General features: G+C 64.6%; 26 protein-coding genes and 1 pseudogene. 13 read left to right on the forward strand and 14 right to left on the reverse strand.

Annotated features, from left to right (window positions below):
* The first annotated feature begins 38 nt into the window (after positions 1-38).
* On the forward strand, positions 39-344 hold the full coding sequence (locus SIDU_RS11320; RefSeq protein WP_007681980.1) for a hypothetical protein: 306 nt from the start codon (positions 39-41) through the stop codon (positions 342-344).
* Positions 341-1303 carry a tyrosine-type recombinase/integrase gene (locus SIDU_RS11325; protein ID WP_007681981.1) on the forward strand — a complete coding sequence of 321 codons (963 nt, stop codon included), beginning with the start codon at positions 341-343 and terminating at the stop codon, positions 1301-1303. The genes SIDU_RS11320 and SIDU_RS11325 overlap by 4 nt, the downstream gene beginning before the upstream one ends.
* Here SIDU_RS11325 and SIDU_RS20035 read toward each other — a convergent pair.
* Positions 1300-1495: pseudogene (locus tag SIDU_RS20035) on the reverse strand (histidine phosphatase family protein); the annotation flags it as partial. The gene SIDU_RS11325 and the pseudogene SIDU_RS20035 sit on opposite strands and share 4 nt — an antisense overlap.
* Positions 1496-1558: 63 nt before the next feature.
* Here SIDU_RS20035 and SIDU_RS11335 point away from each other — a divergent pair.
* Positions 1559-2323, forward strand: coding sequence for an IS6-like element IS6100 family transposase (locus SIDU_RS11335; protein WP_001389365.1), 765 nt, complete (start codon positions 1559-1561; stop codon positions 2321-2323).
* 91 nt (positions 2324-2414) lie between these two features.
* Here SIDU_RS11335 and SIDU_RS11345 read toward each other — a convergent pair whose 3' ends face one another.
* From SIDU_RS11345 to SIDU_RS11390, 10 genes are read right to left on the reverse strand one after another with little or no spacing between them, the layout of a single operon-like run.
* Positions 2415-3578: a thiolase C-terminal domain-containing protein gene (locus tag SIDU_RS11345; protein WP_007687812.1), complete on the reverse strand. Its 1164-nt coding sequence runs from the start codon at positions 3576-3578 to the stop codon at positions 2415-2417.
* A 2-nt stretch (positions 3579-3580) separates the two neighbouring features.
* Complete coding sequence (locus SIDU_RS11350; RefSeq protein ID WP_015449277.1) at positions 3581-3991, reverse strand: Zn-ribbon domain-containing OB-fold protein; 411 nt, start codon at positions 3989-3991, stop codon at positions 3581-3583.
* 25 nt (positions 3992-4016) lie between these two features.
* The gene (locus SIDU_RS11355; RefSeq protein ID WP_007687816.1) at positions 4017-4931 is read right to left on the reverse strand and encodes an SDR family NAD(P)-dependent oxidoreductase; all 915 of its coding nucleotides are present in this window, start codon (positions 4929-4931) and stop codon (positions 4017-4019) included.
* 46 nt (positions 4932-4977) lie between these two features.
* Positions 4978-6399 (reverse strand): aldehyde dehydrogenase family protein, encoded by a 1422-nt coding sequence (locus SIDU_RS11360; protein ID WP_007687818.1) that lies wholly within the window; start codon positions 6397-6399, stop codon positions 4978-4980.
* A 34-nt stretch (positions 6400-6433) separates the two neighbouring features.
* Positions 6434-8740, reverse strand: a complete 2307-nt coding sequence (locus SIDU_RS11365; RefSeq protein ID WP_007687820.1) for a CaiB/BaiF CoA-transferase family protein — start codon at positions 8738-8740, stop codon at positions 6434-6436.
* 44 nt (positions 8741-8784) lie between these two features.
* On the reverse strand, positions 8785-9213 hold the full coding sequence (locus SIDU_RS11370) for a MaoC/PaaZ C-terminal domain-containing protein (protein WP_007687822.1): 429 nt from the start codon (positions 9211-9213) through the stop codon (positions 8785-8787).
* 10 nt (positions 9214-9223) lie between these two features.
* Positions 9224-9730 carry an FAS1-like dehydratase domain-containing protein gene (locus SIDU_RS11375; protein WP_007687824.1) on the reverse strand — a complete coding sequence of 169 codons (507 nt, stop codon included), beginning with the start codon at positions 9728-9730 and terminating at the stop codon, positions 9224-9226.
* Positions 9731-9750: 20 nt separating this feature from the next.
* The gene (locus SIDU_RS11380) at positions 9751-10983 is read right to left on the reverse strand and encodes a cytochrome P450 (RefSeq protein ID WP_007687826.1); all 1233 of its coding nucleotides are present in this window, start codon (positions 10981-10983) and stop codon (positions 9751-9753) included.
* Positions 10984-11026: 43 nt separating this feature from the next.
* Positions 11027-12127, reverse strand: a complete 1101-nt coding sequence (locus SIDU_RS11385; RefSeq protein WP_007687828.1) for an NAD(P)-dependent alcohol dehydrogenase — start codon at positions 12125-12127, stop codon at positions 11027-11029.
* 42 nt (positions 12128-12169) lie between these two features.
* Complete coding sequence (locus tag SIDU_RS11390; protein WP_013054045.1) at positions 12170-12385, reverse strand: ferredoxin; 216 nt, start codon at positions 12383-12385, stop codon at positions 12170-12172.
* Positions 12386-12815: 430 nt separating this feature from the next.
* On the opposite strand from SIDU_RS11390, the gene SIDU_RS11395 reads away from it, so the two are divergent.
* The 7 genes from SIDU_RS11395 (at position 12816) to SIDU_RS11425 (ending at position 19763) form a co-directional block, all read left to right on the forward strand.
* Positions 12816-13466 (forward strand): TetR/AcrR family transcriptional regulator, encoded by a 651-nt coding sequence (locus SIDU_RS11395; protein ID WP_013054044.1) that lies wholly within the window; start codon positions 12816-12818, stop codon positions 13464-13466.
* 439 nt (positions 13467-13905) lie between these two features.
* Positions 13906-15021, forward strand: coding sequence for an alkene reductase (locus tag SIDU_RS11400; RefSeq protein ID WP_007687833.1), 1116 nt, complete (start codon positions 13906-13908; stop codon positions 15019-15021).
* Between the two features lie 82 nt (positions 15022-15103).
* On the forward strand, positions 15104-15391 hold the full coding sequence (locus SIDU_RS11405) for a DUF1330 domain-containing protein (protein ID WP_007687835.1): 288 nt from the start codon (positions 15104-15106) through the stop codon (positions 15389-15391).
* Positions 15392-15536: 145 nt separating this feature from the next.
* A complete protein-coding gene (locus tag SIDU_RS11410; protein ID WP_007687838.1) occupies positions 15537-16025 on the forward strand; it encodes a MarR family winged helix-turn-helix transcriptional regulator in 489 nt (162 codons plus the stop codon).
* Positions 16026-16396: 371 nt separating this feature from the next.
* The gene (locus SIDU_RS11415; RefSeq protein ID WP_007687840.1) at positions 16397-17359 is read left to right on the forward strand and encodes a glutathione S-transferase family protein; all 963 of its coding nucleotides are present in this window, start codon (positions 16397-16399) and stop codon (positions 17357-17359) included.
* Positions 17360-17427: 68 nt separating this feature from the next.
* Positions 17428-18408, forward strand: a complete 981-nt coding sequence (locus tag SIDU_RS11420; RefSeq protein WP_007687842.1) for an MBL fold metallo-hydrolase — start codon at positions 17428-17430, stop codon at positions 18406-18408.
* A 158-nt stretch (positions 18409-18566) separates the two neighbouring features.
* Positions 18567-19763 carry a cation:proton antiporter gene (locus SIDU_RS11425; protein WP_013054040.1) on the forward strand — a complete coding sequence of 399 codons (1197 nt, stop codon included), beginning with the start codon at positions 18567-18569 and terminating at the stop codon, positions 19761-19763.
* Between the two features lie 331 nt (positions 19764-20094).
* Here the strand turns inward: SIDU_RS11425 and SIDU_RS11430 are convergent, their stop codons facing one another.
* Positions 20095-20907: an IS5 family transposase gene (locus SIDU_RS11430; protein WP_031291306.1), complete on the reverse strand. Its 813-nt coding sequence runs from the start codon at positions 20905-20907 to the stop codon at positions 20095-20097.
* 85 nt (positions 20908-20992) lie between these two features.
* On the opposite strand from SIDU_RS11430, the gene SIDU_RS11435 reads away from it, so the two are divergent.
* Complete coding sequence (locus SIDU_RS11435) at positions 20993-21208, forward strand: hypothetical protein (RefSeq protein WP_007687848.1); 216 nt, start codon at positions 20993-20995, stop codon at positions 21206-21208.
* A 238-nt stretch (positions 21209-21446) separates the two neighbouring features.
* On the opposite strand, the gene SIDU_RS11440 is transcribed toward SIDU_RS11435, so the two are convergent.
* On the reverse strand, positions 21447-22409 hold the full coding sequence (locus tag SIDU_RS11440) for a ring-cleaving dioxygenase (RefSeq protein WP_020820199.1): 963 nt from the start codon (positions 22407-22409) through the stop codon (positions 21447-21449).
* 233 nt (positions 22410-22642) lie between these two features.
* Here SIDU_RS11440 and SIDU_RS11445 point away from each other — a divergent pair, with 233 nt between their 5' ends.
* Together SIDU_RS11445 and SIDU_RS11450 are read left to right on the forward strand one after the other, a co-directional pair.
* A complete protein-coding gene (locus SIDU_RS11445; protein WP_233431819.1) occupies positions 22643-23620 on the forward strand; it encodes a LysR family transcriptional regulator in 978 nt (325 codons plus the stop codon).
* A 326-nt stretch (positions 23621-23946) separates the two neighbouring features.
* Positions 23947-25005 carry a maleylacetate reductase gene (locus SIDU_RS11450; RefSeq protein WP_007687859.1) on the forward strand — a complete coding sequence of 353 codons (1059 nt, stop codon included), beginning with the start codon at positions 23947-23949 and terminating at the stop codon, positions 25003-25005.
* Positions 25006-25116: 111 nt separating this feature from the next.
* Here the strand turns inward: SIDU_RS11450 and SIDU_RS11455 are convergent, their stop codons facing one another.
* Positions 25117-25734, reverse strand: coding sequence for an alpha/beta hydrolase (locus SIDU_RS11455; RefSeq protein ID WP_013054035.1), 618 nt, complete (start codon positions 25732-25734; stop codon positions 25117-25119).
* Positions 25735-25962 lie beyond the last annotated feature (228 nt).

Genomic DNA, 25962 nt, shown 5'->3' on the forward strand with positions numbered 1-25962 from the left:
TGATAATGTCCTTTATCACATACTAATGCGGGGCGGACATGAAGGCGGTTCACGACAAGATAGAAGGCCCATTCGCGATCGAGGAGGATCTAGCTCTGTACGGCATGGTGATCGGCAGTGCGACGCTGCGCAGCGGCATCAAGCTGATCCTGCATGGCACAATCGCCGGCGACCTGATCCTTGAGCCAGGAGCGCGCGCCATCATCCACGGCACAGTCGCCGGGCGTATTTGCAACGAGGGCGGGCGAGCCGAGATATTCGGCTTTGTTGATGGCGTCGAAGACCTTTCCCCGGACGCCGTAACGGTCATCGACACCGCCGCCCATGTTCGCGGTCGGCGATGAACCAGCTCGCCCCTCTCCCGTCACCCAGCTTAGCGCTGCCCGCGCTCATCGCGTCGGCCGATGAGCGGGCGCGGCTGCGCTTCCTCGAGTTCTTCGCCGTCACCATCCGCAATCCCCATACGCGCCGTGCCTATGCGCGCGCAGCGGGCGAGTTTTTGGCTTGGGTAGCGGCGCGCGGCATCACATCGCTCGCCGGCTTGCAGCCGCTTCATGTCGCGGCCTGGATCGAGGCGCTGGGACGCGAGGTGAGCGCGCCCACCGTCAAGCAGCAGCTCGCGGCCGTGCGCCACCTGTTCGACTGGCTGGTGACAGGCCAGGTCATGCCGACGAACCCGGCCGCGTCGGTGCGCGGGCCGGCGCACAGCGTCCGGCGCGGCAAGACGCCGGTGCTGGCCGCCGACGAAGCGCGGCGACTGCTGGATGTGATCGATGCGACGACGCCGGCAGGTTTGCGCGATCGGGCGCTGATCGGGTTGATGGTCTATTCGTTTGCCCGGATCGGCGCGGCGCTGGCGATGCGCGTGGAGGATGTGTTCGTGCAGAATCGGCGACTATGGGTGCGGCTGCACGAAAAGGGCGGCAAGCGCCACGAAATGCCCTGTCATCACAACCTTGAGCATTATTTGGCCGAATATCTCGATGGCTGCGACTTGCGCGAGGACCGCAAAGGGCCGCTGTTCCGTACGATCGCGCGCGGGACCAAGCGCTTAAGCGACACCCCCCTGCCCCAGGCCAATGCCTTCGCGATGGTGCGCCGTCGCGCCGTCGCGGCCGAGATCGAGACGGCGATCGGCAACCATTCGTTCCGCGCTACGGGGATCACCACCTATTTGAAGAACGGCGGCACGCTGGAGACAGCCGCGACGATGGCGAACCACAGTTCGACCCGCACTACCCAGCTCTACGATCGCCGGCCCGATGACGTGACACTCGACGAGGTAGAGCGGGTGTTGATCTAGGCGGCGACCGGCGGCGCACATTCCCAGCGGCCCCCCCCGCCATTGAAACCCGACCCGTTGCGCGTTGCCGATCGCGGGCGGCTCGCCTTTGCGCCAGAACCCAAGCATCTTGCCTCGATCGTCCAGATGGGCGTCGGCGACGATCGCGTGCGCGGCCTGGATGAACTGCCCATGCCCGAACACATAGACCAGCGGGCTCTGTTGCAAAAATCGTGAAGCTTGAGCATGCTTGGCGGAGATTGGACGGACGGAACGATGACGGATTTCAAGTGGCGCCATTTCCAGGGTGATGTGATCCTGTGGGCGGTGCGCTGGTATTGTCGCTATCCGATCAGCTATCGCGACCTTGAGGAAATGCTGGCGGAACGCGGCATTTCGGTCGACCATACGACGATCTATCGCTGGGTCCAGTGCTACGCCCCGGAGATGGAGAAGCGGCTGCGCTGGTTCTGGCGGCGTGGCTTTGATCCGAGCTGGCGCCTGGATGAAACCTACGTCAAGGTGCGGGGCAAGTGGACCTACCTGTACCGGGCAGTCGACAAGCGGGGCGACACGATCGATTTCTACCTGTCGCCGACCCGCAGCGCCAAGGCAGCGAAGCGGTTCCTGGGCAAGGCCCTGCGAGGCCTGAAGCACTGGGAAAAGCCTGCCACGCTCAATACCGACAAAGCGCCGAGCTATGGTGCAGCGATCACCGAATTGAAGCGCGAAGGAAAGCTGGACCGGGAGACGGCCCACCGGCAGGTGAAGTATCTCAATAACGTGATCGAGGCCGATCACGGAAAGCTCAAGATACTGATCAAGCCGGTGCGCGGTTTCAAATCGATCCCCACGGCCTATGCCACGATCAAGGGATTCGAAGTCATGCGAGCCCTGCGCAAAGGACAGGCTCGCCCCTGGTGCCTGCAGCCCGGCATCAGGGGCGAGGTGCGCCTTGTGGAGAGAGCTTTTGGCATTGGGCCCTCGGCGCTGACGGAGGCCATGGGCATGCTCAACCACCATTTCGCAGCAGCCGCCTGATCGGCGCAGAGCGACAGCCTACCTCTGACTGCCGCCAATCTTTGCAACAGAGCCGCAGCGCTTTTGATGGATCGAAACCGTCATTGCCTCCCTAGGGCGCCTGGTTGGACAGGATCAGGGAGGCCGCCGACCAGAAAAGCCCGCCGACCCCCTGGACGAAGCTGAGTTTCATGTCGGGCACCTGCACCACGGCTTCGCCGCGCAACTGGCGCACGGCTTCCTGGATGGCGTACATCCCGTACATGCCGGAATGGGTGTAGGACATACCGCCGCCATTTGTGTTGATCGGCAGGCGGCCGCCCGGCCGCGTGTGCCCTTCGGCATGGAAGGCGCCGGATTCGCCGAAACCGACGAAGCCCGTATCCTCCAGCATGTAGAGCGGCAGGTGCGCGAACGCGTCGTAGAACATGGCATGGTCGATGTCGGCATGGGTGACGCCGGCCGTTTCGAACGCCTCCGCGCTGGCCCTGCGGAAGGAGCCGAAGGAGGTGAGGTCGTCCATCTGCGACACCAGCACGCTCTCGCAGGATTCCCCGGACCCCATCAGATAGACGGCGCGCTTCGCGCTCGGCAGGTCGCGCGCCCGCTCCGCGCTGACGAGGACGAGCGCACCGCCGCCGTCGGTCACGACGCAGCACATGTCGCGGGTGAAGGGATAGGCCACGCGCGGTCCTGCCAGAACATCCTCGACCGTCACCGGCGTCCGGCGCTGGGCGCGTTCGTTGGGGATCGCCCATTCGCGCTGCGCCACCACCACTTCGGCCAGGTCGCGCTGCCCCATGCCCCGCGCCTCCAGGAAGGCCAGCGCGGGCAGGGTGAACAGGGAATAGGGGGCGATGGCGCCATAGGGCTGCTCGAACTGCCCGTCCGGCCCCCTGGGGTTCATCGAATAGTTGGGCATGCCCACCCACGACCGGCCGGATTCGCCATGGGTGATCAGCACGACGCTCGCCTGACCCGTGGCGATCGCGGCGGCGGCGTGGCGGACATGGGCCATGAAGCTGCATCCGCCGATGGTCGTGCCGTCCATCCAGCGCGGGCGGATGCCCAGCATGGCGGCGACTTCGATGACCTGCGTCTCCGCCGTGGCGATGCCGTCCACGTCGGCGGGCGTCAGCCCGGCATCCTTCAGCGCCCGCCGGGCGGCGTCGGCATGCAACTGGATCATCGACATATCGGGAACGACGCCGACGCGTTCCGTCTCCGACGCGCCGACGATGGCGATATTGCCGCCATTGGGGGAAGATAGGGGCATGCTCATATCCTGACGGGCTTGAAGACGGGCAGGAACTGGTCGCCGCGCGGTTCGAACGCGACCTGCAATTCCATCCCCAGCGGCAGATTGTCCGGTTCCGGTTCGACCCCGACGATATTGGTGCAGAGGCGCGGGCCTTCCTCCAGCGTCACCAGCGCGATGATCTGCGGGTCCTTGCTCTCGAATTCCGGCGAAGGGCGATAGTTGATGATGTAGGAGGCCAGCCGCGCCCGCCCCGACACCGGCTTCCATTCGACCTCGTCCGAATTGCATTTCGGGCAGAAGGGACGCGGATAGAAATAGAAGCTTTCGCAACGGACGCAGCGCTGGATGCGCAACTCTCCTTCGGCCGCGCCCTGCCAGAAGGGCGCGGTTTCCGGGGTAGGTTCGGGAATGGGCCCGATCGACATCATGAATCTCCGTCAGTCATGGCCCGGTTCACATCTGCGAATCGAAATAGATGCTGGGCGCCAGCCCGTCCGCGAGCGGGCGGAACTCCCTTTCCACCGTGGCGGCGAAGGTCGCTGCATCCAGATCGGCCATGCCGTTCAGGGTCTTGATCATCTCCGGCACATTGTAGAGCATCAGCTCGCCCCCCGCCGCGCCGATGGTCCGCCCGGACATCCAGCCCGATTGCTTCGAACCCAGGAACACCGCGATGGGCGCGACGCGGTCGGGCGTATAGGGGTCGTCCGCCCGCGCCGGGCCGTCCACATTCTTGTCTTCGGGCGCGGTTTCGGTGAGCCGCGTCGTCGCGCCCGGCGCGATGGCGTTGACCGTGACGCCGTAACGGGCAAGGCCGTTCGCCAGCGACATGGTCAGGCCGACGACGCCCATCTTGGCGGCGGCGTAATTGGGCTGGCCGGGCGACCCGTGCAGGCCCGAAGCGGAGGTGAAGTTGACGATCCGGAAATCGCCCTGCGGATTGCGCAGCGAACGCCAATAGGCGGCGGCGGGCTTGATGGTCGAATAATGCCCCTTCAGGTGGACGCGGATGACCGCATCCCAATCCTTCTCGTCCAGGTTGAAGATCATCCGGTCGCGCAATATGCCCGCCACATTGACGACGATGTCCAGCCCGCCGAACTTCTCTATGGCCAGGCCGACCAGCCGTTCGCCGGTCGCGACGTCGGCGATGTCGCCGCCGTCGGCAATGGCCTGCCCCCCGGCGGCGATGATGTCGCTGGCGACGGCGGCGGCCGGTCCCAGGTCGCTGCCTTCGCCCGTCGTGTCGCCGCCCAGGTCGTTGATGACGACCTTCGCGCCCTCCGCCGCGTAGCGCCGCGCTATCGCCGCCCCGATGCCGCGCCCGGCCCCGGTGATGATGGCGACCCGTCCTTCCAATGCACCCATGACATATCCTCGACTTGTTGCTTGTGGTTTCGTTGTTCCGCTTTCCTCAGGCCGCCGCCCGCCTGGGGGGCGCGTAGAGAAGCTGGATGTCGGTGAAGCCGTGCAGGCCCCATGGTCCGTTTTCGACGCCGATGCCGCTCGACTTCAGCCCGCCGAAGGGCAGATGGGGTTGCAGGCCCATGGCATGGCCGTTGACCTGCACCTGCCCCGCCTCGATCCCCAGCCCGACATTGGCGGCGCGGATCGGGTCGGACGACCAGACCGACGCGGTCAGGCCGAACGGACCCGCATTGGCGCGGGCGACCGCATCGTCGACATCGCTGTAGGACAGGATCGGCAGCGCCGGGCCGAACTGCTCCTCGCTCACGATCCGCGCCCTTTCGTCCAGATCGGCGAGGATGGTCGGCTGGAAGAAGAAGCCGGGCCGGTCCATCGGCGCGCCGCCCGCCGCCACCCGCGCTCCCATGCCGATGGCTTCCGCGACCAGTTCCTTCACGCGCTCGAACTGCGGCCGGTTGCAGAGCGGCCCCAGCAGCGCGCCTTCCTCGTTCCAGGCGCCGACCGCCACGGAACGGGCGCGCTCCGCCAGCGCCTCGACCAGTTCGTCATGGCGGCTTTCATGGACATAGATGCGCTTGATCGCGACGCAGACCTGCCCATTATTGGCGAAGGCGCCCCAGAACAGCTCGTCCGCGATGGCGGATATGTCGGCATCGTCCAATATCACCGCCGGATCGTTGCCGCCCAGTTCCAGCGTCACCCGCTTCAGGTCGTTGGCCCCCGACGCCATCACCTTCCTGCCGGTCGCGGTCGACCCGGTGAAGGTCAGCTTGCGCGGTATGGCATGGGCGGTCATCGCCGCGCCCAGCGGGTCCGGGCCGGAAATGACGTTCAGCACGCCGGGCGGCAGGACCGATTGCAGCGCCTGCCCGACCGCCAGCGTCGAAAGCGGCGTATAGGGCGATGGCTTCAGCACCAGCGTGTTCCCGGCGCGCAGGGCGGGCGCGATCTTCCAGAAGGCGAGGGCGATGGGATAATTCCACGGCGTAATGCCCGCCACCACGCCCAGCGGCCTGCGGACGATTTCCGCATAGGCCGCCGCATCGTCCTGCACCACCTCCCGCGGCAGTTCGAGATCGGCATAATAGCGGAGCCATTCCGCCGACGCCTCAAACTCTATGCCGGTGTCCGCCAGCGGCTTGCCCTGTTCCTGGGCCAGTGTCGGTCCCAGATCGGCGGCCATCTCCATCACCAGCCCGGCGGCCTCCTTCAGCGCCCTGCGGCGCAACCCCTCGTCGCGGCTCCACGAAGCGAAGGCGTCCTGCGCGGTCGCCATCGCCTCCTCCAACTGTTCGGGGCTGGCGGCAGGGGCCTCGGCAAAGGCTTCGCCCGTCGATGGATCGATCACCGGGAAGGTGGCCCCTGTCCCGACGGATCGACCGTTGATGGTCATTGCGATGGCGTTCACGGCTGTTTTTTTCCTTATGCTTGCGATCCGGGGCTCAACGATAGGCGTGCGGCAATATCTGCGGCATGGGTCCGCCGACCGCGACGGCGCGGCGTTCGATCAACTGGTCGATGGTCGCAGGATCGATCCCCGCATCCTCCAATATCCGGACGCTGTGCTCGCCGATCCCCGGCGGCTTCAGCACGCCGCGCCATTCGGTCCTGCTGAAGGATGCGATGCGGCCCGGCGTGGCGATGAAGCCGCCATTGTCGGAAGGATAGACATGGGCGAAGCCAGCCTCGCACAGCCGGGGATCGCGCAGCACCTCCGTCACCTTCCTGACGGATGCCGACGGCACGCCCGCCCGGTTGAGGCGGCGCGTCGCCTCCTCGCGGCTGAGATCGATGATGGCGGCCCCGATGGCGGCAATGGCCCCATCCTTGTCCGCCAGCTTTTCCTCAGGAATTTCCAGGGCGCTGGCGATCTTCGCCGGGGCGTCGGGCGCGGCGATCCGGACCCAGCCGTCCGCCGCCCGATACATGCGGTCGAACGCGCCGTCCCCCTGGAAGTCGACGCCGCCGACGATGGCGGGCGGGCGGCCTTCGAACCGGATGATCTCCGCCGACTGGAGGTAGGTTGCGGTGCCCAGCAGCGTGTCCCATGTCCGCTGGCCTTCCCCGGTGCGCAGCCGGTGGAACAGGGCAAGCGCGATGGTGAGCGAGGACATGGAGGCCGTGCTGATGTCGCAGACGGATATGGTGTTGACGATGGGTTCGCCGTCGCCGCCCTCCGCCGCCATCATCCCGGCCATGCCCTGCAACACCATGTCCACGCCGCCGCGCCCGCCCAGCGGGCCGGTCTGGCCGAAGGCGGAAAGCGACATGGTGACGATGCCGGGGTTGATCGCCTTAAGGGAATCATAGTCGATGCCCAGGCTTTTCGTCACGCCGGGCCTCAGGCCGTCGATGAAGACGTCCGCGCCCTCGATGATCTTGTGGAAGGCCCGGATGCTGTCGGGATGTTTCAGGTCGATGGCGATGCTGCGCATGCCCCGGTTCGCGCCATAGGCGGGCTTGCGGAAGGGGTCGCCCTCTCGCGGTTCCACCTTGATCACGTCCGCGCCCAGCGCCGAAAGCAGGCATCCGGCATAGGGGCTGGCGAGGAACGGCCCGCTGTTGACGACCCTGATGCCCGACAGCGGGCCGGATCGCACGAGCGGGCGCGCATCGGCGGCCGGACGGGGCTGCGCGGGCCATGGCGCGACCTTGCCGCTATGCTCGCCAAGGGCAGGGGCGGGGCCGCGAACGGCGCCCGGCGTCGCGGTCAGGTTGATCGGGACGCCCGGCATGACGACAGGACCACGGTCGGGATCGTCAACCTCCACCCGCATGCCCATGGCGGCGACCTGGGGATGGTCCAGCCACCCCTCGCGCCCGTCGATCGGTCCGGAGGGGATGCCGACGGCGTCGAGGCGGTCCAGCCAATATTGGCGGGGCTGCTTCAGCACCGCTTCCTCGACCGCCTTCTGCACCCAGCCGATATTCTCCGGCGCGACCATGTTCGCCAGGCTGCCGCCCAGCCGCTCATCCTCGACAATCGAACCTAGCCCGATCACCTCCATGAACATCGCCTCGAACCGGGGACCGAGCGCGCCGCTGGTGAACCATTTGCCGTCGCCCGCGATCATCCGGGAATAGGTCGGATGGCGGCCCGCGCCCCCCACGGCGGTGCTGGGGTCCGGCGCGTTGGGATCGACCACCAGCGATATCATGGTAAGCTGCTGAAGCGCGTTGATGCCGGACACGGTGACGCGCTGCCCGAAACCCGAACCCTCGCGCTCGATCAAGGCCGCCACCGCGCAGACCGACGCCCACAGGCCATGCGCATAGAGCAAAGTCTGATAGACGGACTCGACCGGCTCCCCCGATACGGAGGACTGGCGGGCGAACTGGCCGCCATAGGCCCCCAGCAGCGCGGCGGATTCGACCCCGCCCGCCCAGGGGACATGGCCGGGCAGATAGACGGGCATCTCCAGCAGGATCAGCCGGGGATGGCTGGCCAGCAGTTCGTCGCCGTCCAGCCCGAAGGCCGCCAGTTCCTCGCCGTCCCTGGTGATCAGCATGTCGGCCCCGCCGATCCGGTTCCGCAGCCATGCGCGCCCCTCGGCCGATCCGGGATCGATCACCACGCTGCGCTTGCCGCGATTCCACATCGGAAAGCCGGGACGGCCGCGTTCCGGGTCGCCGTCCGGCGTCTCGACCTTCACCACGTCGGCGCCGAAGTCGGCGCAGAACATGCCGACTATGGGGCCGGCGACGCCGGTCGCGAGTTCGATCACCCGAATATCGCCAAGAGCATCCATTGGTCGTCAAAGCTCCCGAAAAATTATCGTTCTTGCGGCCATGGTCAGGCGCGGGACGGAACCGCCACGATGGCGCGCCCCGGCGAAGTGCCCTTGCCGTCCTGATTTTCCACGTCGATCTGAAGGTGGATGAGGGCCGCGCCGTCATCCGCGACGGACTTTTCCACGACCACCGCCCTGGTCGACAATATGTCGTTCTTCTGGTTGATGGCGCGGAACTGCATGGCCAGTTCCCTGATCTCGCTCTCGTCGCCCGCCCAGTCGCGCAGGGCGTTCAGCATATAGGCCCAGCGCAGATTGCCCATGCCGAACGCGCCCGGCTGTCCCGCCGCCTGTCCCGCCTCATCGTCCATATGGACATAGACGAACTCCTCGTTCACCGCGGCGAAGCGGCTCCATTCCATCATGGTCGTCTTGCGGGTGAAGGCCGGAATCTGGTCGCCCACGGCGATGTCTTCGAAGAAAATGGACAAGGCGAAGCTCCTAATAATGAATGAGGGTCATGACGCGGGACTTCACCCATTCGCCGCGCTGGTTCGTCCATTCGGTCTCGTTATAGGTGTAGAGCGTCAGGCCGTTGCGGCCCTCCCGCTCCTCCCAATGGGTCAGGCGGGAACGGCTGGAGATGACGTCGCCCGGCCGCATGCGCGCCCCGAACCTGTCGACCTGGCCGCCGTTCAGGATATTGTCGCCCTTCTTCGTTTCCTGGCCGGGGATCGCGCCCTGAAGCCGCAATTCCTCCTCGGTCAGTTCGCGGGGCAACTGCCAGGCGAAGGGGTTGAAATCCTCCGGCGCGACGATCCCGCCCCAGCGGGTCGTCCGGGCATATTCCTCGTCCCAGAAGAGACGCGGCGGCATCTGCCCCCAATAGGTCGCTATCGCCCAGCGGCGTATGTCGGTGGCCGTGATCGGAAAGCTGGTCTCGAACGAATGCCAGACGCCTTTCGACGCCTCCATCTGCGGCGTGACGAGGGTGGTCGCCTCTTCCATGGTCGGTCCTCCCATCGGTCCTAGAGCGCCACCGGCAGCCGGGCGATGCCGTTGATGCTCGCATGGCTCTTGAACTGGATGTCGGCCGGATCGGTCGCCAGCCGCACGTTCGGAATGCGCCGCAGCAGCGTTTCGAACACGATCTGCAATTCGATGCGGGCCAGCGCCTGACCGATGCACTGGTGCACGCCATAGCCGAAGGCGACATGGTCGCGCGGGCGGCGGCGTATGTCGAACTTCGCCGCATCCGGGAAATGCCCGTCGTCGCGGTTCGCCGCGAAGTTGAGCGGGATGATCCCTTCGCCCGCAGGGATCGTCACCCCGCCAATCTCTATATCCTCCGTCGCGATGCGCAGGATGATGAGGTGCACGACCGTCAGATAGCGCAGCAGTTCCTCTATGGCGTCCGGGATCAGGGCCGGTTCCGCCTGAAGCTGCGCCAGTTGATCCGGATGCTCCAGCAGCGTCAGCATGCCCAGGCCGATCATGTTCGCGGTCGTGTCATGACCCGCGACCAGCAGCAGCCATGCGGTGTTCAGCACGTCCCGCCGCTCGATCTGGCCCTCCCGGCTGGCGCGCACCAGGTCGCCCAATATGTCGTCGCCCGGATCGTCCAGCTTCTCCCGCTCGGCGATCAGCCGGTCGACATAGTCGTTGATGTTCGCATAGGCCTCCGTGGCGCGCTCTATGGCTTCCTCCGTCCCCAGGCTGGCGGCCAGCAGCGCCTCCGTCTCCCGGTTGAAGAAGGGATGGTCCGACGGCGGCACGCCCAGCAGCCAGGCGATCACCGTGGAGGGGACGGGCAGGGCGATCTCCTCCACGAAATCGAACGGCTCCGAACGATCGATGATATGGTCGATATGCTCGTCGACCAGCGCCTGGATGCGCGGCCGCATGACCTCCAGCTTCTTCACGATGAAATGCTTGGAGATGAGCCGCCGGAACAGCGTGTGGCGCGGCGCGTCCATGTTGAGGAAGGTGCTTTCCTCCTCGCTGGGGCGCGGCAACAGTTCGATCTGGGGGAAGCCGGGCAGATTCTGGTTCGAACTGACCCTGGGATCGGCCAGGATGCTCCGGACGTCGTTATAGCGGGTGACGAGCCAGGCCGGCGTGCCGTCGTGCAGGACGACGCGCCGGACCGGCTCGTGCTCGCGCAGCCAGGCATAGGCCGGCGGCGGATCATAAGTGCCGCGCTCCCAGGGGAAGGTGGTTTCGGGAACGGGCTTTTCCTGGATTTGGGTCTCTGTCGTCACTGGCTCGTGCCTTCTTCGTAGTGGGTGTCAGCGGTTCGTCGCGTCATCGGCCCGGCAGCAGGACCGGCTTGATGACCGAACCGGATGCAAGGTCGCGCTCGGCATCGTTGATCTTCTCCAGCGGATATCGGGCGATCAGCCGGTCGAAGGGAAAAAGCCCCTCCGACCAGAGTTCGATCAGTTGCGGGATCAGCAATTGGGGCACCGAATTGCCCTCGATGATGAAGGAAATTTGCTGCCCCTTCATCAGCGCCTCCTGCGGCAGGTCCAGCGGCGCGCCGCCGCCGCCCACCAGCCCCAGCTTCCCCCGCGCGCGCAGGGCCGCCAGGGCGCCGGCGATGACGGCGGGCGCGGCGGTCGTGTCCAGCGCATGGGTCGCGCCGCCCCCGGTGATGGACATGATCTGCTCGACCAGTTCGGGATCGCGGCCGGAGATGCGATGCGTCGCCCCCAGTTCCTGCGCGAGTTGCAGGCGGTTTTCGTGCAGGTCGACCGCGATCACCTTCCGCGCCCCGGCGATGCGCGCCGCCATGATCGCCGCCATGCCGACCGCGCCTGTCCCGAATATGACGACGCTGCTGTCGAAACGGACCTGCAGGGCGTTGAGGACAGCGCCCGCCCCGGTCTGGATGCCGCAGCCCAGCGGCCCCAGCAATTCTATGGGCAGGTCCGGCGACACCTTGACCGCATTGCGCTCGGTCGCCAGCGAATGGGTGGCGAAGGACGACTGGCCGAACCAGCGCGTCTGCAATTCGACCCCGTCCGAATCCCGGCCCGACCGATGCGATCCGGGCCGCAGCCCCAGTTCGTTCCGCTCGCTGAATTCGGAGCAGAAGGATGGCGTGCCGCCATGGCAATTGTCGCACCAGCCGCATGAATCATAGGTCAGGACCACATGGTCCCCGACGGCGAAGCGCGTGACGGAGGGGCCGACCGCCTCGACGATGCCGGATCCTTCATGGCCCAGCACGGCGGGCAGGGGCGCCCATTCGGCGGGGATATGCCTGACCACCAGGTCGGTGTGGCACATGCCGACACCGGCGACGCGGACGAGGATCTCGTTCCCGCCGGGTTCGGGCAGGTCCAATGGCTCGATGGCGAAAGGGGCTTGCGCATGGCGCAGGATCGCGGCGCTGGCGTGCATGTCTTCGACACTCCTCCTGGAAGCGGAAAGCGGACCTGGAGGTCAGGCCTTCGGGGTCGCCGAAAGTCGGATCGCCGCCGCCGGGCAGACATTGGCGGAGGATCGGACCGCGGCTACGCTGGCTTCGTCGCCATCGTCCACCGTGTCGCGCAGCAGGAGGACGACGCCATCATCGTCCTGATCGAAAACCCCGGGCGCCAGCATCACGCATTGGCCCGACGAAACGCACCTCTCCGGCAAGGTTTTTACTTGCATCATCCACGCCTTGTTTTTTGTTATTTATGGCCGAATAGAATCGACAATGAACAAGCTAAATCTTCAAATTTTAAAATAAAGAATAATAATTATCACCTATTGTCTCTTCAGTTCCGGAGGATTTGCAAAGTTGGCGCATATGCCCGGCGTGATACGCCCTGTCTTTGGTTATGACCTGTAACTTTCGCCATGGATGTTCGCTGGACGCCGAAGCCAATTTGCCGGTCGGCGCGCCGCGACATCGACAGGGCCATGGCGATCTGATATGCGGTTGAATCCACGCTTGGCCGATGGTCGGCAACAGATCGAACGCGCTTGGAGGACAGCAAACGCCCCAGCGCCGCCGAATGCCGGAACAGGGCCCAAGCGCCATAAGGCCGAGCGCCAAAAGAAAATGTCGGGAGAGGAGATGACCCAGATAAGAGCCTTCCCCATGAGCGAGTCCCCTGTCATCCCGTTGCGGGAGCGTCGCCGGCAGGAAACGATGAACGAGATTCTCGATCTGTCGATCGAGGTCATAAGGCAGCAAGGCGTCGCCGGACTGAATCTCACGACGGTGGCGCGGCTTCTGGGCGTGCAGCCGACCGCGCTGTACAAATATTTCCCGTCCTTGATGGCGGTCTATGACGCGCTCTACCGCCGCGCCGAAAACGATGTCCTGCATGAAGTCGAAAATGCCGTCGCGAGCGCCGAACCAGGCATGGCGGCGATAAGGGACGCGATGCTGGCCGTGGACCGATGGGCGACGGTGAACCCGGAAATGGCCCAGCTGCTCATCGGCCGGCCGATCCCCGGCTATATTCCCGCTCCCGACGCGCTGGACCCCAGCATCCGGATATTGGGCATTTTCCGCCAGTCGCTGGACCAGGCCGTGGCGCGGCGGCAACTGGACGCCGGCGCGGCCGGATCGCGGCATGTGCTGATGCTGGCCGCGCTGCTGACCGGGGCCTCCACCCTTCGGATGCTGCACGCCGAAGAACCGCCCTGCCAGGCGGATATGGAGGGGTTGATTCCCGATCTGGTCAGCATGTTCTTCAGGGCGTTCCCGCCCCAGGACGCGCCCGTCCCCGCCACCGACCTCTGATCCGTCGCATTCCCTTTCCGCCGGGTCCGTCGAGGACCGATAGCCGCCCGCGCAGCGCTGCGGTTCGGCCTGGACAGGACGAGCTATAAGGCGGGGGCGCCGGCCTGCCCGCGCCATTCCCATGCCGTCGGGAGCCGGCGGCGGCAGTCGTCATCCTTGAAAATATTATGGTTGCAATTTTAAACCATAGGCGGCACTATCCGCATGGTTGCAAAATTAAACCGTAACGAGGCGCCGGGCGCGCCTGGTCGAAAGAAGCGGCCATGCCGTCCTGGAGTAGGGTGTCGGATGATCGATTTGCGCGGACAAGCACGTCAGCCATGGCCCGGCCCCTTCGGATCGTCCGCGCCCGGCTCCCTTGCGGAGAGAGCCGAACGACAGGGATGAAGTCCCGCGACCCTCGCCCCCTTTCCTCAGCCAGCATTGCCAGGAGTTGCCAATGACCCAATCCGCCTTGTTCCAGCCGCTCAGGATCGGTCGGCTCGAACTGTCCCACCGCGTGGTGATGGCTCCGCTGACGCGGATGCGCGCCGGTCCGGGCATGGTGCCGCGCGACATCGCCGTCGAATATTATCGCCAGCGGGCGACGCCGGGCGGCCTCATCGTCGCGGAAGCATCCCAGGTGATGCCGACCGGCCAGGGCTATCCGCAAACCCCCGGCATCCATACGGCGGAACAGATCGCCGGCTGGAAAAGGGTCACCGACGCGGTGCATGAAGCGGGTGGCCACATCTTCCTCCAGCTCTGGCATGTGGGGCGCATTTCCCATTCATCCTACCATGGCGAAACGCCGGTCGCGCCGTCCGCCGTCGCCGCCGCGGGCGATCATTTCACCGCGAGCTGGAAGCTGGAGCCGTTCCAGACGCCCCGCGCCCTTGAGCTTGAGGACATCGCCGCGATCGTCGAGGCCTATCGCACCGGCGCCCGCAACGCGCTCGCCGCAGGATTCGACGGGGTCGAGATCCATGGCGCGAACGGCTATCTGATCGAGCAGTTCCTCCAGTCCCGCTCCAACAGGCGGCAGGATATTTACGGCGGATCGATCGCGAACCGCACCCGCTTCCTGCTCGACGTCACGCGCGCCGTGGTGGAGGAGGCGGGGGCCGACCGCGTCGCCGTGCGCCTGTCGCCCTTCGGCACCACCAACGATTCCGGCGAGGACGATCCGCTGCCGCTGTACCGGCATGCGATCGCCGCGCTTTCCGGCTTCCAACTGGCCTATCTGCACCTGATCGAACCGCGGATAGCCGGGACCGGCAAGGCGGACGTCCTCAATGATAGCGCGCCCTCCGCCGCTGAACTCTTCCGCGACTCCTGGCCCGGCGTCCTGATCGCCGCCGGCGGTTATGAGGGGGCTTCCGCCCAGGAGGAAGTGGGCAAGGGGCTGGCGGACGCGATCGCCTTTGGGCGTCCGTTCATCGCCAATCCCGACCTGGTCGAACGAATCCGCCTGGGCGCTCCGCTCAACCCCTGGGACCGTCCGACCTTCTACGGCGGCGATGCCAAGGGCTATACCGATTATCCGACGCTGGAAACGCTGAACGCAGCGGCCTGAACGAAGGTCGGACCGGGCCGCCTTCGCCCGCGGAAGGCGGCCCCCTTGAAGAGACGTCAGAGAATTCGGGAAGGATGCAGGAATGGCGGTCTACACAGTGGCTCAGGTCAAGATCAACGACGGCGAGAGATATGAGAAATATCGGGAGCGCTTCGGCGCGGTGCTCCAGCAATATGATGGCCGGCTCGTCGCCGCCGACGACAATCCGGTCGTCCAGGAAGGCCAATGGTCTTATGAGAAGATCGTGATCCTGGAATTCGCCGATCTGGACGCCTTCAACGCGTTCGCCGACAGCGAAAGCTATCGCGAGATCGCGGCCCATCGCCATGCCGGGGCGGACAGCCTTATCCTCGTCGCGAAAGGACGCTGAACCGGCGCGCAGGCGCTCCATCCGGGGGAAAACGCCGGCGGAATCCCTATTGCGACCCCCGGCCGGCACCGTACGGCCGGCTTCCCCGGCGCGGCAATGCGCCTGGGGGGTCGACAGGCGTGCGCCATAAGTGTATGCTCACACAATGAGCGCGCTACGACCCATCGCCTTCCTGGAGGAAGTCAGGAACACGCCCCACATCTGCCTCGCGGAAGGTCTGCGGGCGGCCAATCGCGCCGTCATGAAGCATTATGTCGACAGCATGGCGGGATCGCCGGTCAATCCGGTGCAGATGTCGCTGCTCATGCGCGTCTATTATCTGCGCAACGCGACCATGCAGACGCTTGCCCAGCATATGGAGACCGATCGCACCACGACGACGCGCAACGTCGATGTGCTGGTGCGGGACGGATTCCTGGAGATCGGGGAGGGCAAGGACAGGCGCCAGCGGCTGGTGCGCTTGACGGAGCGCGGGCATGAGGCGCTGGAGGTGTCGATCCCCAAATGGCGCAAGGCCCAGGATGAGCTGAAAAATGCGCTGGGCGACGAATTGTGGAACAATATCCTGCGCGAAGCCCGGACGTTGATCGAGCTTGGCGGCATCGCCTGCGATCGCACTGCCCAAGCGGCCTGAGGCATTCCCGACCGATCGGGCCGACATGGCCACCGCGCATGCGTTCGGGCGGCGCCGCAATGCCGCGGCCTGTCTACATCCAGAAAATGGATAAGGGGTTTTCATAATCCGCGCTTGAAAGCGGGGGCGCCACATCCTTTGTGGTTCCGCATAATATGCGCGTGGAGAGAGAGAGAATGGCCTCATCGTCCGTCCTGCCGGAATCCTGTGGCCCTGTCGTCCTTCCTCGTTCTGACGGATTTCGATCCCATGACGCGCCGGCGCAGCATCCCGGATGCGCGGGATGAGCGCCGTCTCTCGCCGATCATGCGCGAACCTGCCCGGCATCATGCGAAGCGGATCGGCCGGGCCGAAGATGGAGATACCGATATATGGGCCTGTTGGTTGACGGCGTCTGGCGCGACGCCTGGTATGACACGAAATCGAGCGGCGGCAGATTCGTGCGCAAGGAATCGCAATATCGCGACGGGCTGGACGGCCGTTTCCAGGCCGAGCCGGGCCGCTATCATATCTATGCCGGCTTCGCCTGTCCCTGGGCGCACCGCGTCCTCATCATGCGCGCGCTCAAGGGGCTGGAGGGGTTGATCTCCGTCTCCATGGTCAATGCGTTCATGGGCGAGAAGGGCTGGACGTTCCTGCCGGGCGAGGGCGTCGTGCCGGACAGCGTCAACGGCGCGCAATATCTCTATCAGGTCTATCTGGCGGGCGATCCGACCTATACCGGCCGCGTGACCATCCCGATCCTGTGGGACAAGTTCGAGAAGAGGATCGTCAACAATGAATCGTCGGAGATCATCCGGATCCTGAACTCGGCGTTCGATCATGTGGGGGCGCTTCCCGGCGATTATTATCCGCAGGAATTGCGCGCCGAAATCGACGCGATCAACGCGCGCGTCTACGAAACGCTCAACAACGGCGTGTACCGTTCGGGTTTCGCGACGACGCAGGAAGCCTATGAGGAGGCGGTCCATCCGCTGTTCGAAACGCTCGACTGGCTGGAGGAGCATCTGACGGGCAGGGAATGGCTTGTCGGAGACAGGCTGACGGAAGCGGACATCCGCCTGTTCACCACGCTGGTCCGCTTCGATGCGATCTACCACGGGCATTTCAAATGCAATCTGCGCCGCATCGCCGACTATCCCAATCTTTCGCGGCTGACCTGGAAGCTGGCGTCCCATGAGCGCGTGGCGCCGACCATCGATCTGCGCCATGCCAAGGCGCATTATTACCGCAGCCACACCAGCGTTAATCCCACGGGCATCGTGCCCGTCGGCCCGGCCGAACCATTGGGGCCGGGCCATTCGCTGACCGGAATCCAGCCTCTTCCGGCTTGATCCTGCCGGTCCGCCCAAGGCAGCGGCCCGGCCGCAAAAGCGCCAATAGTCGAACAGGGGTCGTCCCGATGAAGCATCTGCTCCCAATATTGATATTCGCACTAGCCGGAACCGTGGCTGCGCGGGCGGAAACGCCGCCTGCGCAGCCGCCGCGCCTCATCCTGCTGGGCACGGCCGGCGGGCCGATAGCGCGGCTGGAACGCTCCCAGCCCGCCAATGCGATCGTCGTCGGCGGGCAAACCTATCTCATCGATGCGGGCGACGGCCTTTTGAGGCAGATGGCGGCCAGCAAGCTGGGGCTGGGGTCGGTCAAGGCCCTGTTCCTAACCCACCATCATATCGATCACGTCGCCGATGTTCCCGTGCTGATGATCGACCGCTGGCTTCTCGCCAACGCGCCTCCGCTGGAGATATACGGACCGCCGGGATCGGCGCAGCTCGTCGCCGGGACGCTCGCCGCCTTTCGGCCGGTGGAGCTGGCCCCGGTGACGGTCGGCGGCCCGGTCAAGCCGCCCCTCGCCGGATCGGCGGTCGGCCATGACCTGCCGCTTGACCTCAATGAACCGCGGCTGGTCTACAAGGACGATCGGGTGCGGGTGTTCGCCATCGGCGTCGATCACTATCATTATCCGGCCGGATCGATCGAGGCGCGGTCGTCCCGTTCCTATGCCTATCGCGTGGAGGCGGGAGGCAAGGTCTATGTCTTCAGCGGCGACACCGGACCGTCCGAACGCCTGAAGATCCTGGCGAAGGATGCCGATTATCTTGTCTGCGAGGTGATCGACATTGCCCGCATGGAAAAATTGCTGCGAAGCTATCCGGGCTTCTCCGCCGATCAGATTCCGCCGCTGATGGAACATATGCGCGAAGACCACCTGACCGGGGAGCAGATCGGCGAAATCGCCGCCGCCGCGGGCGTCAAGAAGGTCATCCTCACGCATTTCGCGCCTGGCAATGACGGGGAAACCGATGTCGAATCCTATGCCGCGGGAATATCCCGGCATTTCCACGGCGAAGTCGCCCATGGCCGCGACCTGGACCAATATTGAGGAGCGGACAGTAACGGCCGGATTCGCCGACCCGACATAATCCGAATAATGATTATTCATCCTGAGAGATACTCGACGGGATTGGGAGCCAGTAGGGGAATTTCCCCATATTCACTGTTGAGCGGTGTCGACATCGCGATCTGAAAGCAGGCGGGCGAGTGATCATTTCCGTAATAGCCTTGGCATGTGCCGGCAGCGCGATAGCTGCCATCCTCGCCCGATGGATGCCCAGGGCATTGTTGCCGGCCCTGGTGCTGGAAATCGCCTTCGGCATCCTGATCGGTCCCAACGGCATGGCGCTGCTGGCGCCGGGACCGGCCATGGAAATGCTCGCCAAGCTGGGATTCGGCGTGCTGATGCTGATCGCCGGACTGGAAATCGATCTCGGCATGCTGCTCGCGCGCGGGCAGAAGGCGAAGCAGGCGAGTCCGCTCATGCTCGCGGTGATGATGTCGCTGATGACCGTGGTCATGGCCGCGTTCGGCGCCTGGCTGTTGCTCGACTCCTCGACGCCGCTGCTGCATCTGGCGATCTATGCCGTGATCCTGTCGACGACGTCGGTCGGGATCGTCGTGCCGACCATACAGGAACGACGCCTGGCCGACGGCGCCTATGGCCAGACCATCCTCTCCACCGCGTTGCTCGCGGATTTTTTCACGATGATCGCCATCTCGTCCCTGGCCGGCATCGTCGTCAGCGGCCGCGCCGAGGGCGCATTGGGCAGCCTGGCGCTCGTCGGCATCGCCGGGCTGGCGATCTGGCTGCTGCCCAAGCTGCTGGCGCGGGTGCCGGCCGCGCAGTTGGACAGCCGGACCAGCCTGCCGTTGGTCAGGCTCAGCCTGGCGCTGCTGTTCATGGTCGCCTGGCTCGCGGAGCGGCTGGAATCCGAACTGGTGCTGGCGGCCTTCCTCGCCGGATTGCTGCTGGGGCAGATCATCCCCCGCAACAGCCATCGGCGCGAGACGCTGGAAGCGATCGGCTACGGCTTCATCGTTCCCTTCTTCTTCATCAATGTCGGCCTGAAATTCGACATTCCCGCCCTCTTCGCCTCGCCCAAGGCCTTGCTGCTGGTGCCGGGCTTCGTGGCGGTCGCCTTCGCCAACAAGATCATTCCCGCATTGCTGCTGGTTCCGGCGCATGGTCGGAAGATGGCCGTCGCGGCCGGCCTGCTGCTGAGCGCCCGCCTCAGCCTGATCGTCGCCGCGTCCGACATTGCGACGCGGATCGGCGTGCTCGATACGGCGACCAATGCGGCCATGGTGCTGGTTGCCATCATCAGCGCAGCCCTGGCGCCCCTTCTGTTCAACATATTGGTCGATCGGAAAGCGCCCATATTGGCGAATGCCGAAGCGTAAGGGGCAGGGGCAAGTGCCCCCCCTATCCCCCCTGCCGGACAGGCGGGCGCCCTGAGACCGGCCCGGCGCGGGTTCGTTCCAGGGGGGCCATCCCATCCATCACCGGAGGGCCGGAGAGCAGTCGCCAAATTTTCGCCGGAGTTGCTGTCCCGTGCGGGCAGATGTTGCCCGGATCAGGCGGCTTATCGGCATCGAAGCCCCTGCGCTTGGGCAACGTCATCCTCCTCTTGGAGCGGTTTCGATTGCTTGGAAATCGCTCCAAAGAACCCCTGCGTTAAATCACCGGAGTAGCCGTCGAGTCATTCGACATGCTTAGAGTCCGTTTCGAAAGTCATGATGCGCGGGCCATGCGGCGGACCAAGACCATTGCCGCAGCCGCGTAGAGGAAGGCGGTGGCGGAACTGAGGGTGGCTTCAAAGTCCTTCGCCAACCGCCTGTTTCGTCCGAGCCAAGCGAAGGTGCGCTCGACCACCCATCGACGAGGATGAACGGTAAAGCCGACCTGACCGGCTATTTTTCTAACGATCTCAATGCTGATGGATGTGGCGTTGATGACACGAGCGGCGCTGTATGCACTGTCCGCGAACGCTTTGGAGACAAAGGGGTGTCGGTGTCGAGATTGCTGCAACAAAGGGATGGCTCCGTCGCGATCCTGAACATCTCCAGCATGGATCAACAGTTCTAGGGCGCGGCCATCGGTATCGACCATGGCATGCCGTTTTCGCCCCATGACTTTCTTCCCGGCATCGTAACCGCGTGGTCCGCCTGCCTCCGTGGTTTTCACAGACTGGCTGTCGATCACGGCAGCAGACGGTGCCTCCTCTCGTCCTTGACTGCTACGGTCAGCGATGACGAGGGCATGATTAAGCGCCTGAAAAAAGCCTCGGTCACGTAGAGACGCAAACCATCTGTAGACGGTTTGCCATGGCGGAAAACCGGGAGGCAAGCAGCGCCACGGAGCGCCCGTGCGTAGGATAAACAATATGCCATCGAGCAACGCGCGCCACGACCAGCGCCGTGGCCGTCCGTTTGTCGGGGTATCCTGCGGATGACAGGCGATAATCTGCCATTCGGCGTCCGTTAGGCTGGTTGGATATCGAAGATGATCGCGGCTATGCTGCCGCCGAGTGTCGCGGGTCCACATGATCTGTCCAAGGATGGTGTAAGCAACCCCCTTGAATCAGACCATGCCGCGATGCTCAACCTCTGTCCCACCGCGAGACGTGAAGATGAGCGAAGAGCGCGATGAATATGGCTTGCCCGTCGATCCGGCGGAGCGAATGCAGCAAGTGATGCTGGGTCTCTACGATCTCATGGACGAAGCCGGTATGGCCGACTTTCCCGCTGAACTGATCGGCGAACTGAACATTGTCCGGCTCAAATTTATGGACGAATTCGAGGCCCGCTTTCCCGGATATGGAAAGGGTCGTGCCGTTTGGCGCTGACTACCCTTCGACCTTTCGAAACGGGCTCTTAGGGCCTGTCGAAGAGGCGTATCGAAGGACTGATGCTTCGATATGGGCCTTCGACTTCGCTCGGTTCCTGCTCGGCGAGTTATTGCTCGATGCTGCAAGGACATTCCGGCAATAGCCGTCCTCTCCTTTCCCAGGACTTCAAGGTTCCAGGACGCAAAAAAAGAGGCCCGACATTTGCCGGGCCTCCCTTTCTTTCCTGCGTCAGCGATCAGACGACGATCGGATCGTCTTCCATCGCCTGCTGGATGAGGTGCTTCTTGTCGTCGAACTGCGGCGAAACCTTCAGGTCCATGCCGAGGGTGTTTTCGTCCTCGTCATGGGTGAAGCCCAGGCTGTGGGTCGCTTCGAACATCACGCCGCCCGGGGTACGGACATAGGTGGATTCGAAATAGCCGCGGTTCTTGCGGTCCGAGAAGTCGGTGAAGCCGACGCCCTCGGTGTCGAACTTGATCCGGGCCTGGACGTCCATGTCGGGCACGGCGAAGGCGCCGTGGTGGATGATGCCTTCCGCGATCGTCCAGCTACCCTGGCGCACGTCGGGTTCATGAAGCAGGTCGATGATCGTGCCTGCTTCCGTCGAACCCTTCACGCGGTAGCGGTGACGATTGCCTTCCTCGCCGATCTTCTCGAAATTCCAGCAATTCTCCATGAAGAAGTCCATGTCCTCCAGCTCGCGCACGGAGGCCGTCCAGCTATGGAAACCGCGCTGGGCATATTCGAGCGGCACATAGGGCGAATCATAGGGCGCCCGCGTGTCGGTCTCGTCCTCCAGCACCTCGAATTCGATGCCGCAGTCGGGATGCTGGAAGCTCACGAAGCGCTGACCGAAGCGGGTGCCCGGCGCGCTGGTCTCGATGCCATGCTTGTTGAGGTGGCCGATCCACCATTCCAGCGACCCCTTGGGGATCGAATAGGTGCAGACGGTGAACTGGTTGGAACCCTTGCGGCCCTTCAGGCCCGTGCGACGGGTGGGGAAGGTCGTCATGACGGTGCCGGGCGTGCCCAGTTCGTCCGCGAAGTAAAGGTGATAGATGGGAATGCTGCCATCATAGAACAGGGTCCGCTTCACGAAGCGCTGGCCCAAGACCTTCACGAAAAAGTCGATGTCGCCCTGGGCTGTGCCGGTGCAGATGGTGATATGATGCAGGCTGGTGATATGGTTCGTATCCACGATCACTCTCCAAGATCAAAATATAGTCCGAAAATCGCGCCTCTGCTTTTCGCCTGGCGGCGAGGAGCGGGACCTCCATTGAAATAGCACTCCAAAGCCGTTTACTCCACGCGGGTTCACGAATATCCGGCATTCGAAAAGCGAATGTTCCTGGCCATGCAGCGCTTTACGCAATAGCAGGGTTTCCGGTGCTTTCTCATTCGGAAACCGGAAATGGCGCAATGATTTCCTTCATGCATTTGACTGTGTTTCAGGCCCTGATGCGGGCGAAAAGCGTGGGGGTGGCGGCGGAGATGCTGGATATGCCGCAGCCCACGCTCAGCCGTCATCTCAAACAGCTCAGGGAGCATTTCGGGAACCAGCTTTTCGTGCGGACCAGCCGGGGCCTGGAGCCCACGTCCCTGGCCATCACCGCCGCGCCCGCCGTGTCGCAGACATTGGAACTCTATCATTCCCGCCTGAGCGGCGAGCCGACATTCGATCCCGCGACTTCGAACCGCGATTTCCACATCGCGGCTTCGGACGTCGGGCATCTGCTCGTCCTTCCCCGCGTCCTGCAATGGGTGCGCGATCTGGCGCCGGGCGTGCGGTTCAAGGCCATTCCCCTGGGAGGGGAAAAGCTGATCGCCCGGCTCGAGACCGGCGAGGTCGACATCGCGATCGGCAGTTTCCCGGCGCTCTATGCCGGCGTCGTCGAACAGACGCTTTTCCCGGAGGAATATGTCTGCGTCGTGCCGCGAAGCTATCTGCCCGCCGGGCGCCTGACCATGAACAGGTTTAAGGCCGCCCGGCACGTCCTGGTCGACGGCCGCCACCTTGGCCACATCCATGAGGATGTGGAAAAGCTGCTTCGCAAGATCGTGGGTCCATCGAACATCACCGTCATGGCGGAGAGCTTCCTCCTGAGCGCCCATATAGCCGAGCAGTCGGAACTGATCCTGACCACGCCCTCCCGCCTTACCGGCTTGCTGAACACCAAGAGCGTCCGCATTCTCAAGCCGCCCGTCGCCCTTCCAGGCTTCACCGTGAAGCAATATTGGCATGAGAGATTCCATGACGATCCCGGCAATCGCTGGCTGCGCGGAATTCTGTCCCGCATGCGCGGCCTTTCGGAGGAGGGCGAAGGCCCGTCCTTGCCCGAATTCGCCGGCGGCGCGGCAGAGGGCGATGGCGCTTCGAATCCGGATATTCGCAATTCGCTCTATGAATAAGTGCCGCGCCGCGCCCCGCCGGAAGGCGAGCCATGCGGCCGGCGAGCCAAGGATGGGGCGGGTCGGGAAAAGGAAAAACACTATAAAATACATATGCTTGCGGGAATTTTCTTCATGTCCGGACCGGCCCGTTCCGGTCGTTGCGACAGCCCTGCCGAACAGGGGGCGGGCGGTTCCCGCACCGGCATGGGCGGGCCTGGCCCCTTGTGCGTCTGCCCGATTTCCCCTTTTATCGGTCGACTTGGCTCATGGCGAAGCGCTGGCAGCAGGCAAAGATCCTCTGCCCTGGATATTCGCCAATTCTAATGAGATAGAGAGGAAGCGTGATGCAATTCGTTTATGATCCCCTACCCTATAGGGTCATTTTCGGCGCGGGTTCGGTGCGGCGGGTGGCTGACGAGCTTTCGCATGTCGGCAGCCGCGCGCTGGTGCTTTCGACGCCGGAGCAGGCCGGCAGCGCGCAGGAGCTTGCCGCCACCCTGGGCGACAAGGCCGTGGGCCTGTTCAGCAAGGCGGTCATGCACGTCCCGGTCGCGACGGTCGACGCGGCGGCTGCCGTCGCCAGGGAACTTGACGCCGATTGCACGGTCGCCATCGGCGGCGGGTCCACCGTCGGGCTGGCCAAGGCGCTCTCGCTTCGGCTCGACCTGCCTTCGCTCGTCGTTCCGACCACCTATGCGGGTTCGGAAGTCACCCCGATCTGGGGCCTGACCGAAGATGGGATCAAGACCACGGGTCGCGACAAGAAGGTGCTGCCCAAGGTGGTCGTTTACGACCCCGATCTCACCCTGTCGCTGCCCGCCGAAATGTCGATCGCAAGCGGCCTCAACGCCATCGCCCATGCGATGGAGGGGCTTTATGCCTTCGACGGCAATCCCATCGTCTCCTTGATGGCGGAGGAAAGCATCAGGGCGCTCGCCAGGAGCCTGCCGCTGATCAAGGCCGATCCCACCGATGCGAAGGCGCGGGGCGACGCGCTCTATGGCTGCTGGCTCGCCGGCAGCGTCCTGGGCGCGGCGAGCGTCGCGCTGCACCACAAGCTCTGCCACACGCTGGGCGGCACCTTCGACATGCCGCATGCGCAGACCCACACCGCCGTGCTGCCCCACGCGATCGCTTATAATGCGCCGTCGGTGCCGGAGGCGATGGAACGGGCCAGCCGCGCACTGGGCGGCGGCGACCCCGCGACCAAGCTGTACGAACTGGCGGTGGGCCTGGGCGCGGAAATGTCGCTGGCGAAGCTCGGCATGCCCAAGGACGGCATCGCGAAGGCCGCCGCGCTGGCGGTCGCCAACCCCTATCCCAACCCCCGTCCGATCACGGAGGAGGGCATCGTGCAGCTTCTGAGCCGCGCGGTGGAGGGGCTTCCGCCGATCACCGCATAAGCCAAGGCCTGATCCTGGAACAGTGCCGGCCGCATCCGATCATTTCCGGATGCGGCCGGTTCTCGATCATCCGGCGCTCCCGTTCGGCCAAGGCCAAGGACGGGGCGAAATTCAGCGGCTTTCCGCGCCGAGCCAGCCCTGCACCGCCGCCTTGATCGGCAACGGCAGTTCATGCCCGCCTTCATAAGGGATGAAAGTCGCCCGCGCGCCGCTGGGGCCGGAGAGATAGGCTTCCGCCTGCTCGAACTTGTGGCGCGGGATCACATCGTCGAATTGGCCCCGGCAGAAGAGGACCGGCTTGTCGAGCAGGCCGTTGTCCGGCAGGTCGCCGTCCTCCACCGCGAAGCAGCCGCCGATCATGATGAGGCCGCTATAGGCCCCCGGATTGCTGAGCAGAAGACTGGCGGCCATCGCGGCGCCGTTGCTGAAACCGCATAGCCAGGGCCGTTGGCGGCCGGTATCTGCGGCGATCCAGTCGCCGACCTTCGACGTTTCGCCCGACAGGCTGGAGGGCAGGGCGACGCCGATCCCGGCATTTTCGAACCAGGCGAACCCCGGCCCCTGGGGAAGCGGCCCGCGATAGGAGCGAACATTCGCGCGGCCGAAAAGGGGCAGCGCGAACCCCGCTTCCCTTTCGGTGCTGCCGCGGCCGTGAAGATATACGATGTCGCGGCCGGACGGAATGTCGGGATTGTCGTATCGCATGACGATGGCATTGTCTCGAGACATGTTCGCTTCCAATTCCTGGCGATGCGAAGCCGAAGCGGCGTCCGGTCCGACGGCGTCGGCCCGGCTGCTCCGGCTTCCTGTTTTAGCGGGCTTTCCGGTCGGCGGATATTCCGCCTGCCGGGAAATGCTCAAGGCGACCATAGCATGCGATGGCTGCTTTCAAAGCGCGGTCGCTCAATCCCCATGACGATTTGTGGGCAGTTGGCCCCGTTTCGATCAAATCCGTAT

It is taken from the genome of Sphingobium indicum B90A (genome assembly GCF_000264945.2).
In the GTDB taxonomy this organism is placed as follows: Bacteria; Pseudomonadota; Alphaproteobacteria; order Sphingomonadales; family Sphingomonadaceae; genus Sphingobium; species Sphingobium indicum.